Here is an 11969-nt window from a genome sequence, read left to right as displayed (position 1 = left end):
AAAAACCACATTTTATTACAATTATTTTTTCAGTGCTGTTAGCTTGATGGGCATGTGAGGTGGCCCATAAATATCAAAAAAGCATCATGATTGATCTATTAGGTATAAACGATAGTAAGAGGATAGAGGAATTGGATCGTTTAGGAGTAGACTTGGTATCGCTTCATATTGGAAAGGATTCACAAAAGGAAAAAGCTTTCGATACAAGTCATTTTGCTCTTGTCCGTCCTTTCCCTCATATGGAGGTTACTGTGGCAGGGGGAATTAACTTGGAAACCTTCCCGGACATTATCAAGGAGCACCCTCAGGTATTGATTGTCGGCAGTGCTATTACAGGTGCAGCTGATCCTAAGGGGGTTTCATCCTTGATGAAAAAGCAAATCATTCAATCTACTAAAGGTTAAAAAGAGAGGGACGGATAAAACCTATGAAACAAACGATTGAAACCGTTGCTCAAGAAATACAAGAAGTGCTTTCCCGAATCGGTGAAGAAGAAGCGCTTCACTTTGCTCGTCAGTTGAATCAAGCCCAGCGGATTTTTGTAACCGGAGAAGGCCGTTCAGGACTCATGGGAAAAGCTTTCGCTATGCGGTTGATGCATGGTAATTATCCTGTCTATGTCGTGGGAGAAACGGTGACTCCAAGCATACAGCCGGAGGACTTGCTCATCGTGATTACCGGTTCGGGATCAACAGGGAATCTCTACAATTACGCCACCAAGGCAAGAGAAATCGGAGCGCATATTGGTCTGGTTACAACCAATCCGGAATCGAAGATCGGGGAAATCAGTGAGTTCACTTTAACGATCCCAGCCGCCACGAAATATCGTCGCCCAGGGGAACCGAGTACGATTCAGCCTCTTGGGAATCAATTTGATCAAAGTGTTCATCTCGCTCTCGATGCGATTATCATTTACGCCTTGAAAGAAAAGGTAGAAGGTGACCCGAACCAAATGATGCGAGAGCGGCACACCAATCTAGAGTAAAACGTAAACGCAGTTAGGAAAGGGAGTTTCTAAACATGGCTGATGTCATTGTTTCTTATGATCAATTAAGAGAACTATGCCGCAATAAATTGACTCAAGTGGGGGTAAACCCTGAACAAGCGGAGGTTGTGGCGGATGTTTTAGTACATGCAGATTTACGCGGAGTGCATTCCCATGGCGTGTTGCGTACAGAGCATTACGTTAAGCGAATAAAAGAAGGCGGAATTAACCCCAACGCAAATATTACAGTAAAAGATACCGGACCAGCATCCGCTATTGTAGATGGAGATGACGGGTTTGGACATGTCATTGCTAAGAAGGCAATGGAATATGCCATAGAACTTGCGAAGAAAAGCGGAATTGGAATGGTAGGTATCGTAAACAGCAGTCATTGTGGTGCATTATCCTACTTCGTCAACCAGGCGGCTGAGGAAAACCTCATTGGAATGGCTATGACCCATACGGATAAAGTCGTCGTTCCATTTGGCGGAGCGAAACCGTTCTTTGGTACCAATCCGATCGCCTATGGCTTCCCAGCCAAGCAGAATAAGCCGGTTATTTTAGATATGGCAACGAGCAACGTAGCCTTTGGGAAAGTTCTTCATGCTAGAGAAGCGGGTAAGCCTATCCCAGAGGATTGGGGAGTGGATGAAAACGGAGTCCCTTCCACGGATCCTCATCAAGTAAATGCCCTATTGCCATTTGCAGGAGCTAAAGGTTACGGAATGGCCATGGTGGTCGAGGTCTTTTCCGGTCTGCTTGTCGGAGCGGCTTATGGTCCACATGTGGTTCCCATGTATGGAGATTACAATAAGAAACGAAAGTTGGGCCACTTTGTTTGCGCCATCAATCCAGCCATGTTTACGGATCCGCAAGTGTTCTTGGAGAACATGGACAGCATGATCAGTGAAATCCATGAAACACAACCTGCTGCAGGATTTGATCGTGTCATGGTACCTGGAGAACCTGAACAGTTGAGAGAAGAAGAAAGGCTGGAGAAGGGAATTCCGGTTACGGAGACTGTCTATAACTATTTGGCGGGCCAATAATTTAAAAGCTAGGAGTTGGGGGAAATGACGCTACTGCAGCAAATTGAACAAAACGGAATCGTAGCCGTTATACGTGGGGCGAAGCCGGAAAATATTCTTTCGATTGCGAAGGCACTGCGTGATGGAGGGGTGAAAACTCTGGAGATCACGGTGGAAACTCCTAGGGTTCTAAGCCTCATTGAGCAAGTTTCAAGTGAATTGGGCGATGAAGTCATCGTAGGGGCCGGAACGGTTCTGGATCCGGAAACGGCGCGAGCTACCATTATGGCGGGAGCGAAATTTATCTTTTCGCCTACCGTTAATCCCGAAACTATCAGGATGGCCAAACGCTATGGCGTAATAAGCATTCCGGGGGCGCTTACGCCAACCGAAATCTTAACGGCTTATGAAAATGGAGCCGATGTGATTAAAGTTTTCCCGGCCAATGTGTTTGGACCTCGTTACCTGAAAGACCTTAAGGGGCCGCTTCCGCATATCCCGCTTATGCCGACGGGAGGCGTAGATCTAAATAATTTGGGGGAATACATCCGGGCTGGAGCGATTGCAGCAGGAATCGGAAGTAACCTTGTGAACACCAAGAAGACCATGGATGAAGCGTACCTAGAGCAATTGCGACAAACGGCAGCCCAGTATGTTCAAGAAGTTCATCGAGCCAGATCAGAAAAATAATACAAACGACGGAGGACAATCAGCCGGAATTACCGGCTGGAGGTAAAACAGATGTATATACTAACTATCGATACAGGAACCACGAACACTCGGGTTACCCTTTGGAAGGACCAACAACCGATAAGCAAGGCCTCAAGAGAGGTTGGAGTAAGGGATACAGCGGTTGATGGGAATAACCAAAGGTTAAAGGATGGCATCAAGCAAGCGATCGAGGAAGCAGTTAGCCAGTACGGTATCACGCTTGACGATGTCAGCTCTATCTTAGCTTCAGGGATGATCACCTCGAATGTCGGCTTGTATGAGGTTCCCCATTTGCAAGCGCCTGCTGGGTTTGAAGAATTAGCAGCAGGAATGGTGAAGGTTCGAGTTTCTGATTTTATTGATCGGGATATCTGGTTTGTTCCTGGAGTTAAAAACAACGTCAAAGAAGTCACACTGGAAAACTGCGAAGAAATGGATATCATGCGCGGGGAAGAAGTAGAAGTGGTGGGCTTGATGGATCGGTTAGACATCCAAGGTCCAGCTGTGTTTATTCTTCCAGGTTCCCATACCAAATTTGTATCTATCGATGAGCGGAACAAGATGACGGGATGTTTGACTTCTTTAGCGGGTGAAATGATTTCCATGATCACACATCATTCTATTATCGCAAATGCAGTCGACAAATCGTTCGTCAAGGAATTTAAACAAGAGCTTGTGATTAAAGGCTTTGAGTACAGCCAAAAGGTTGGAATGAACCGTACTTGCTTCACCATTCGAGTACTGGATCAATTCTCGGATTTAAGTAAGGACGATCTCGCTAATTTTTTGTTGGGTGTTGTGTTGGCGGATGACTTGAAGGCCTTGAAGCACAGCCATGCTCTGCATGTATCTGCAGAATCGAAAGTGTTTGTAGCGGGCAAGGACGCTTTAAGTGATGCATTTGAAGCGATTCTTGAAGAAGATGGATATTTTAGAAGCGTTCAAGCGGTAAATACGGATACCTTGAAGGATTTGGCTGGCCATGGAGTCATTCGGTTGGCACAAATGCGAAATGACATATAGGAAAGATGAACGGCAGTCACTATAGACCGCCGTTTTTTTAGATTTTCCGCAACAAATGAGCCAACAAGGCTGCCCTGACGGGAAGCTGATCAATTAACACATGCTCGTACTCGGCATGGGGCCCATCGCCCATCGGTCCGAGTCCGTCTAATGTAGGAATGCCGAGTGCAGCTGTAAAATTCCCATCGCTTCCGCCGCCTACAAAGGCTTCGGTTAATTCGATTCCGATTTCTTCCCCGCTTTGCTTTGCTAGGGTAAACAGCTTTTCGGTTTTTTCGGTGCGTTCCATGGGAGGACGCTCGATGCCTCCTTCTACGATTAGAGAAGTGCCAGTTACCTGTGGCTTCAATTCGTACAACAGCTCACTAATGCGTTCAGCTTCAGTCATGGTGGTAACACGAAGGTCAATAACCGCCTCGGCTTCCTCAGCTACCACGTTGACTCGCGTTCCCCCTCTTGCTATCCCGACATTGAGGGTCGTCCCTTTTTCATAATCGGTAAGGCTGTGGATGTAAACGATTTGCCGGGCTAACTCTTCAACAGCGCTGATTCCTTTCTCATGGTGATTCCCCGAATGGGTGGCTTTGCCCTTGATTTTCAATTTAAACTCTCCAACGCCCTTTCTGCTTGTTTTAAGGGCTCCTGATCCTGAAACAGCCGGTTCAGGGACCAGCACGGCTATACTCTTGCTTGCTTCCTCCTCAATCAGCTGTCGTGAGCTGGCACTCCCAATTTCCTCATCCGACGTGCAAAGGAAGACGATTTTGTGCTTCAATGGAACATTCAGTTCCTTGCAAGCTTTAACTGCCCATAAGGCCTGGATAATCCCTGCTTTCATATCGAAGATTCCTGGTCCATAGGCTCTGTTTCCTTCCACCCGGTAGGTTAAGCGGCCGATATCCCAAACCGTGTCCATATGACCCATCACGAGGATTTGCCCGTCTCCCTCGCCAAAGGTGAAACGAAGATGATTGCCGGTTTTCGTTTGGGGAAAAATATCCGCTTGAACCCCTAGATGATGCAGGAAAAGCTGTTGAAGCATTTTCCCGCAGCGATCCACTGCTTCTTTATCCTCGGAAGGGGATTCTGCCCGGACAAAAGCTTCGAGGTCGCCGAGTATATTCTCTTGATTATGCTTCAAATATGCGAGTACATCTGACAAAGGAAAGCACCTTCCTTGCTTTATATTTTCGATTAAATAAAGTATACCTTCGCTAAAGGGAGTAGGATACCCAATTTTGGAAGGGGAGGCAACTTTTTATAACGAAATGAGAAAAGTATATACTTCTTCGAGTTATCACCCTTATTTCGCATAAAAAGATTTCTCTAAAGGTGGTCGGGCTACCAGTATTTGCTTCAATAAAGCTTTTTTAAAAAGTCTGTTTTATTTTACTTAGGTTTTTATCTATACTAATAGGTATCGACGTTATTTAAAGAAAGGGTTATTACACATGTCAAACGAGTTTCGGATTTGTGATGAATGCCGGATGACCAATGTTAAGTCGCTGGCAGCTAAGTTGAAGAAGTTAGATCCTAGTGCGGAAATCAAGATAGGGTGCCAGTCTTACTGTGGAATTGGGTACAAGAAAAGCTTTTGCATTGTCAATGGAAAGCATGTGACGGCACCATCAGAAGAAGAGCTGTTGGCCAAAGTGGAGAAAACCGTACAGCGTGAAGCCAGGAGACAGGCTGCGAGTACGACTTAGTTAGGGAGAGGGGGCATTTCCAGGGAACGGTGGTTTCTATGGCAGTGGCCCCCTTTGGTCTTTATATAGATACAATAAACATTAACTGATGCAGCCGGTCTTCAACGATTTTCTTTTTTTGCTGAATTTCTTCTGTGGTTTCGGGGTGGCTTTCCAGCAAGCGGTTCAAGGATTTGAGTTCGGCATAGAGCTTAGAGAAATCTTCGATATTATTGATTCTTTTCGTATAGGCTTCCATTGGTGTCCTCCAGAATTGGCTATGCAGACTTTTATTTTATCCCCCTTTCCTAATTAAGGCAATGACAAGAACCGGGGAATTTCGACTTTTTTCTTTCAGTCAAACAGGTGATAATATAGAAAAAGATAGAGAGCTCGCTCGTTAGGAGGGAATTCATGAATTTAAAGCCCAAGATTAAGGGGAATTGGCTGGAAGTGACCATTGAAGCCTCATTAGAAGGAAAGCCAATTGAAGACTTACTAAAAGACGATTTATTTATTTCAGGACGCATGATCCAGCGTTTGACCAGACAGAAGGGAATTTACTTAAATCGTAAAATTCCATTTTTAAAGAAAAAAGTAAAGGAAGGGGACTTCCTGCGTGTGCTGGTCGGTGACAAGGATGAGGGTACGCTGGTTCCTGAGAATATACCCATTGATGTTGTATATGAGGATGAAGAGGTATTGGTTGTCAATAAACAGGCGGGTATTGTGGTGCATCCGATTAAGCCTGGACAAACCGGGACATTAGCCCATGGTGTGGCCTTTTATTGGATGAGCCGAGGAGGGACAGGGAAAGTGAGACCGGTACATCGGTTGGACAAGGATACCTCTGGGCTCATTCTAATTGCTAAAAATAGCTATATTCATCAGCTGCTCGATCGGCAGCTTAGGGAACAACTGATTCATAGAGCTTATTTAACCGTTGTAAAAGGACAGCTATCTGAGAAAAAAGGGACAATTCGTGAGCCGATTGGACAGGACCCTCATAACCCCGTAAAACGCAAGGTAACTGCTAAGGGAGATGAAGCGATCACCCATTTTGAAGTCGTAGAGGAGTATAAGGAAGCCAGCCTCGTGCGTGTTCAATTGGAAACGGGCCGGACGCATCAAATCCGCGTGCACTTCGAGCATAGGGGACATCCTGTTTTAGGGGACAGCCTTTATGGCCAAAAGCATCCGTGGATTCATCGACAAGCTCTTCATGCTTATCAGCTGGAGTTTGTCCATCCTTTTCTAGAGGAAAAGATGCACTTCGAGCAGCCAGCTCCAGAAGATATTAAACAATTATTGGAAAAATTAAAGGAATCCGGAACCAGCGTGTAGAAAAGATAAAGACAGGAAGAATAGCTGGACGGAGGAATAACTTGTGACAGCTCCCATTCTATTAGACGAAGAAAAAGTGTTTAAGGACCCGGTACATAAATATATTCATGTGCGTTATAAAGTCATCTGGGATTTGATTAATACGCCGGAGTTCCAGCGCCTGCGCCGCATCCGCCAATTGGGAACATCCCTGTACACTTTTCATGGGGCGGAGCATAGCCGATTTAATCACTCCTTAGGGGTATATGAGATTATGCGGCGTATGGTAACAAAGTTTAATCTTTCCGAAGATGAGGTTTTACTTTGCCTTTGTTCAGCTTTATTGCATGATGTTGGGCATGGCCCTTTCTCCCATTCGTTCGAGAAGGTGTTTAAGACCAATCATGAAGAATGGACGCAGAAGATTATTGAGGGGAAGACGGAAATTCATCGTGTACTATCAGGGATATCCGAGGTTTTTCCGAAAAGGGTCTCTGAAGTGATTGGGAAGACGTCTCCTAATAAGATGGTCGTCAGCCTGGTCACAAGCCAGATTGATGCGGATCGAATGGACTATCTGCTTAGGGATGCTTACTACACGGGAGTCAACTATGGCAACTTTGATATGGAGCGCATTCTTCGTTTGATGCAGCTTGTCGATGATCAAGTGGTGATCAAGTACAGCGGAATGCATGCGGTTGAAGACTATATCCTATCGCGATATCAGATGTACTGGCAGGTTTATTTTCACCCTGTAACGAGAAGTGCGGAAGTCATTTTGCGCAAGATTTTTCAAAGAGCGAAAGAGCTTTATCAGGATGACTATACGTTTCGTATATTTCCGGAACCCATGCTTCCGTTTTTTAAGGCTGGGAAGATTTCTCTAAGGCAATATTTAGACTTTGATGAGCCGACCGTACTATACTATATTCAAGAATGGTGCAGGGAGAAGGATGGGATTTTGTCTGATCTGTGCAGGCGCTTCCTTCATCGCAGGCTATTTAAATATATCGAATATGATCCGAACGATTATCGCACGTGGTCGGATTTGGAGGCACTCTACTTAGAAGCAGGCATTGATCCGCGTTATTATCTGGAGTTCGATTCTCCCTCGGATTTGCCCTATGATTTTTATCGGTCTGGGGAAGAGGAGGAAGAGCGAATGCCGATCTTGCTTTTAATGCCTAATGGGGCTTTAGAGGAGCTCTCCAGAAAGTCGGAGATTGTACAAGCCATATCTGGAAAACGGAGATTTGACCATAAGCTCTACTACCCGGAGGATTTGGTGTCGGATGAAATCCGCAAGCGCATAGGGGGGAAGTAGGTTGTTGCAAGAACATGCCAAGGTGCTCTTATTGCTGGAGCAGGCAGGAGAAGTCGTGGGGCGTAAGAAGCTGCAGAAGATGGTCTACATAACGCAGAAGCTTCGATTTGATTTTAATCAGCGTTTCTATTTTCATTTTTATGGACCGTACTCTGAAGAACTGACACTGGAAGTGGAGGAGCTATGTGACCTGGGTTTTTTGGAGGAAGTCCTTGAGGATAAAGGCAATTATAATGTCTATCGCTATCGGATTACGGATAAAGGAAAAGATTTTCTGCAGCATGTGAAGGCGGATGTAGGAAATCTTTTGCCTGTTCTAGCCCAGCAGATGAATGCATCCAGTGCGCGTTTTTTAGAACTGGTATCCACTGTATTGTATTTTGAAAGGCTTCCTAGAGAAGAAGTGGAAGAGAAAATTCAAACGCTGAAAGCAAAGTCGAATTACACGACAGATGAAATAACCGATGCCTATACTTGGATTGAAGGGCTGAGGAAGACTGTCCAACTGTCTGGTTAAATTGCCTGAGGATGTGCTATTGCGATAAAATAGGGGCTAGAAAACTTGGCTGACGCTAAGCTCCTAGTGCGGCGTCTACAAGTTTCCTCGTGCTGTCCAAATTATGTAACGAAGTTATAAATTCTGACAGTATAAAGAAAAAGGGGCTGAGCAAACGTTGGATTTATTAAACAACAATAAGAAAAAAGGCATTGACCTGAATATTATCAGTAATACGAATACGCATGGCGGGTTCGGAGCGGGAATGATCAACTTAAGCAATGTTTCCTCGATCATCATAGAAGGCGAGGAAGCTTATATAGATCTAGGCGCCCTTCATGCGAAAAGCAAGGTAGAAAAAGGAATCAAATTCACAACCAATAAGGATGAAGTGCCGAACGGAAAGAAAAGCTTCATCGTCTGGGTGGCAGCTGATCGGAATGAACAGGGACCTTATTATGCTGGGGTCACCTCTTGTGAGATGCTTGTAGACCGCGAAGCGCGCAGAGGCTGGAAAATCCTTGCCGACCACGTGAATCGAATGGATGCGGCAATGAAGCGAAAAGTCATGCTGGATAACTTGGATGCGTCAGAGAAGGCTGCTCTTAAGAAGCTGCTTATGGAAAATAACCCGACCATGTGGGAGAACTCTTCGGATGCTCTGAAAGAGGCATTGGCCTAGGCGAAAATATGAATTTTTTTGGCAGGCAATTGTCTCCTGATCTAAAAAGTTGTAAACTTAATTATGTTGTTTACACACTGAAACAACAGGACGAATGAAAGGGGTAGGATGATTCCTGCCCCTTTTGTTTTGCACTGCATGGAATACACCGATCGGAGGGAGACTATGGTTATCCCGATCGGTGAGGTGAAAGACATGAATAACAATCAAGATCATTTTGCGCGCCATGGTGGCGTCCATTTCTCCAATAACGTTTCTCCTGAGCAAATTAACGAGTTTGTCCGCCAGCTTCCAGCTGGAAAGAGGGATAGTTTGTTTGAAGTTTTGCAGGAGCTGCAGAGCAGTGGGTTGATCACCATTCACAATGATCATGTGTTTACAGATGGTGAAGGAAATATTGGTGGAAGTGAAGAGTGTTAATAGCGACAAATTGCAGGAGGGTGACCCAAAAATTCCGGTTTTTGGGTCACCCTCTACCTTTTTTACATCTATTTTCACGCTAAATCCAAAAAAAGGGAGGCTAATCCCCAAAATTTTCCGTGCTTTTTACAGGACAGCCTCTTTTACCTTGCTATGTTATATTGCAAATATTTAATTCACTTTACCAACTAAATATCCGCTTCCAGAATGGTTTTTCTTTAGGTGCTTGCTCCTCTTTTAAATCCTCCGGATCGGTGCCGGGAGGGAGGTGCTCGGTGCAGTATTCGGTCGGCTCTGTTCCCTCGGCGAAGTAGACGAGTTCTTGCGTCGGGCAATGGGCGGTAGCCAGTTTATTATTCTGCGGGTTAATGTAAACGGCGTTTACCCCATCCGGCACTTCAAACAAGGAAGGTGGTCTTCCCGAGAGGGCTGTTTCCATAAACTCAGCCCATAGAGGGACAGCTATCCTGGCATCATTGATGGGATCCATTTTCTGTCCTTCATCGTAGCCTGTCCAAACGGCAAGAGAGAGCTGCGGCGTAAAACCGACGAGCCAGGAATCATAATCTGTGGTTCCGGTCTTGCCAGCTACAGGACGCTGAAGTTGGTTAGCAACTCGGAAGCCAGTTCCTCCTTCTTCAAATACCCCCTGCATAAGATGGGTGAGAAGGAAGGCGGGTACGGGCTCGGTTACGCGAGTGCGAATCCCTTTCTCTTCAACAATGATCTTTCCCTCCTGATCCTCAATCTTCAAAATCGCTACAGGTTCAACCTTTTCGCCTAGGTTGGCGATGGCGGCATAGGAGGCGGCCATTTCCATCGGCGATACAGGCACTGTTCCCAGAGCAAGGGAAGGGATGGCCGTCATCTGGCTTTGGATGCCCAAGCGCTGAGCAGTTTCCACTAGTTTCTCTTCGCCTAGGAGCATGTGTGTCTTTACAGCGTAAATATTATCGGAACGGGCAATCGCCTCATGGAGATTAATATAATCATGGGCGTAGGAGTCCCCGAAATTCTTTGGAATGTATTGCTTATCCTGTCCGTAGGTGAAAACGGTCGGTTCGCTTTTCAATTCAGACAACGGAGTAAAGCCGTTCTCTAAAGCAGCCAAGTATAAAAAGGGCTTGAAGGAGGAGCCGGGCTGGCGTTTGGCAAAAACGCGATTGTACTGGCTTTCCTTATAATCCCGACCGCCTACCATCGCCTTGATTGCACCTGTCTTGGGGTCCAAGGCGATTAAAGCAGCTTGCAAGGGACGATCTTTAGGCAGATATTTTTCTACGGCAGCTTCTGCTTTCTCTTGCATGTCTGGATCCAGTGTGGTGTAAATTTTCAAACCGCCATGGATAAGCTGCTCCTCAGAAAGCTTATATTTTTCCTTGACTAAGTAGGTGATATAATCGCGAAAATACGGAGCTTTGACTCTTTCTTCCGATGAGACGAGTCCGGGCAGCTGCAATTCCGCCGCATAAGCTAAGTCCGCTTGTTCTTGGGTTATATATCCGTTTGTCGTCATCGCGTTAAGAACTACCCTTTGACGGTTTTTAGACTGCTCCATATTCAAATAAGGAGAGTAAAAGGCAGGTCCCTTTGGAATGCCCGCAAGCATAGCTGATTCTGCCAAGGTAAGCTCTGACACATCTTTGCCGAAATAGGTTTTAGCGGCTGCTTGTACGCCGTACGCGGCATGGCCGTAATAGATTTGGTTCAAGTACATAGACATCAGTTGGTTTTTGGAATAATTCAGCTCCAATTGAACGGTAAGAATAGCTTCCTTGATTTTTCGCTCCCAAGTTTTATCCAGGGTTAAGTAAAGGTTTCGGGCTAGCTGCTGCGTAATCGTACTGGCCCCTTGAACCTTGGCCATATGCTGGATATCGACTACGATGGCTCGCGCGAGACGAAGAAAGTCAAAGCCGACATGGCTGTAAAAGTTTTTATCTTCAATAGAGATTGTGGCCTGGATTAATTCCGGAGGAATTTGCTCTAGGGGAACGACCGTCCGGTTTTCTCCTCCAAAAAGCGTATCAATGACTTCCCCATTATCAGCATAAATCGAAGTGGTTTGTTCTATAAAGGAAGGGGGAAGGGGCTGGGACCTAAGATAAAGCAAAAAGAAAGTTAAGAGAATCGCGGATACAAACATACCAATAAGGCCAAGGGTGAACATTTTTCGCATGAAACGGAACATGCGGCGAAGCGGGATATTACGGATGACTTCCATAGGTTTTTCCTCCTTTCCTGGATTTGGGGCTTATAACTATTTCCAGTATGGGGAATTCTATTAAATCT

At 45.5% G+C, this 11969-nt stretch carries 14 protein-coding genes; 11 read left to right on the top strand and 3 right to left on the bottom strand.

All coding sequences use genetic code 11. The features are described from left to right. The first annotated feature begins 59 nt into the window (after positions 1-59). Genes ABLT31_RS21060 through ABLT31_RS21040 form a run of 5 tightly spaced genes read left to right on the top strand, consistent with a single transcriptional unit; the run spans position 60 to position 3747 of the window. Positions 60-404 carry an orotidine 5'-phosphate decarboxylase / HUMPS family protein gene (locus ABLT31_RS21060; protein WP_367755344.1) on the top strand — a complete coding sequence of 115 codons (345 nt, stop codon included), beginning with the start codon at positions 60-62 and terminating at the stop codon, positions 402-404. Between the two features lie 23 nt (positions 405-427). Next, positions 428-985 (top strand): 6-phospho-3-hexuloisomerase, encoded by a 558-nt coding sequence (hxlB, locus tag ABLT31_RS21055; RefSeq protein WP_367755342.1) that lies wholly within the window; start codon positions 428-430, stop codon positions 983-985. 35 nt (positions 986-1020) lie between these two features. Next, complete coding sequence (gene allD / locus ABLT31_RS21050; RefSeq protein WP_367755339.1) at positions 1021-2034, top strand: ureidoglycolate dehydrogenase; 1014 nt, start codon at positions 1021-1023, stop codon at positions 2032-2034. A 24-nt stretch (positions 2035-2058) separates the two neighbouring features. After that, positions 2059-2703: a bifunctional 4-hydroxy-2-oxoglutarate aldolase/2-dehydro-3-deoxy-phosphogluconate aldolase gene (locus ABLT31_RS21045; protein WP_367755337.1), complete on the top strand. Its 645-nt coding sequence runs from the start codon at positions 2059-2061 to the stop codon at positions 2701-2703. Positions 2704-2754: 51 nt separating this feature from the next. Beyond that, on the top strand, positions 2755-3747 hold the full coding sequence (locus tag ABLT31_RS21040) for a 2-dehydro-3-deoxygalactonokinase (RefSeq protein WP_367755335.1): 993 nt from the start codon (positions 2755-2757) through the stop codon (positions 3745-3747). Positions 3748-3784: 37 nt separating this feature from the next. Here ABLT31_RS21040 and ABLT31_RS21035 read toward each other — a convergent pair whose 3' ends face one another. Beyond that, a complete protein-coding gene (locus ABLT31_RS21035) occupies positions 3785-4909 on the bottom strand; it encodes a M20 family metallopeptidase (RefSeq protein ID WP_367755333.1) in 1125 nt (374 codons plus the stop codon). A 289-nt stretch (positions 4910-5198) separates the two neighbouring features. Between ABLT31_RS21035 and ABLT31_RS21030 the strand changes: the two genes are divergently transcribed. Continuing rightward, entirely contained in the window at positions 5199-5453 is a 255-nt protein-coding gene (locus ABLT31_RS21030) for a YuzB family protein (protein WP_367755331.1), read from the top strand. A 61-nt stretch (positions 5454-5514) separates the two neighbouring features. Here ABLT31_RS21030 and ABLT31_RS21025 read toward each other — a convergent pair whose 3' ends face one another. Continuing rightward, complete coding sequence (locus ABLT31_RS21025) at positions 5515-5691, bottom strand: hypothetical protein (protein ID WP_367755329.1); 177 nt, start codon at positions 5689-5691, stop codon at positions 5515-5517. Between the two features lie 155 nt (positions 5692-5846). Here ABLT31_RS21025 and ABLT31_RS21020 point away from each other — a divergent pair, with 155 nt between their 5' ends. From ABLT31_RS21020 to ABLT31_RS21000, 5 genes are all read left to right on the top strand, one after another. Continuing rightward, positions 5847-6776: an RluA family pseudouridine synthase gene (locus ABLT31_RS21020; RefSeq protein WP_367755327.1), complete on the top strand. Its 930-nt coding sequence runs from the start codon at positions 5847-5849 to the stop codon at positions 6774-6776. 43 nt (positions 6777-6819) lie between these two features. Then, on the top strand, positions 6820-8079 hold the full coding sequence (locus ABLT31_RS21015) for an HD domain-containing protein (RefSeq protein ID WP_367755325.1): 1260 nt from the start codon (positions 6820-6822) through the stop codon (positions 8077-8079). A 1-nt stretch (position 8080) separates the two neighbouring features. Continuing rightward, positions 8081-8596 carry a YwgA family protein gene (locus tag ABLT31_RS21010; protein ID WP_367755323.1) on the top strand — a complete coding sequence of 172 codons (516 nt, stop codon included), beginning with the start codon at positions 8081-8083 and terminating at the stop codon, positions 8594-8596. A 157-nt stretch (positions 8597-8753) separates the two neighbouring features. Further along, complete coding sequence (locus tag ABLT31_RS21005) at positions 8754-9257, top strand: YwhD family protein (RefSeq protein ID WP_367755321.1); 504 nt, start codon at positions 8754-8756, stop codon at positions 9255-9257. A gap of 195 nt (positions 9258-9452) precedes the next feature. Then, positions 9453-9677 (top strand): hypothetical protein, encoded by a 225-nt coding sequence (locus ABLT31_RS21000; protein WP_367755356.1) that lies wholly within the window; start codon positions 9453-9455, stop codon positions 9675-9677. 181 nt (positions 9678-9858) lie between these two features. Here ABLT31_RS21000 and ABLT31_RS20995 read toward each other — a convergent pair whose 3' ends face one another. Then, complete coding sequence (locus tag ABLT31_RS20995) at positions 9859-11901, bottom strand: transglycosylase domain-containing protein (RefSeq protein ID WP_367755319.1); 2043 nt, start codon at positions 11899-11901, stop codon at positions 9859-9861. Between the last annotated feature and the right edge of the window lie 68 nt (positions 11902-11969).

The organism is Ammoniphilus soli, assembly GCF_040813775.1.
The sequence above is the reverse complement of the archived record's forward strand: the minus strand, read 5'-3'. Positions and strand labels throughout refer to the sequence as shown.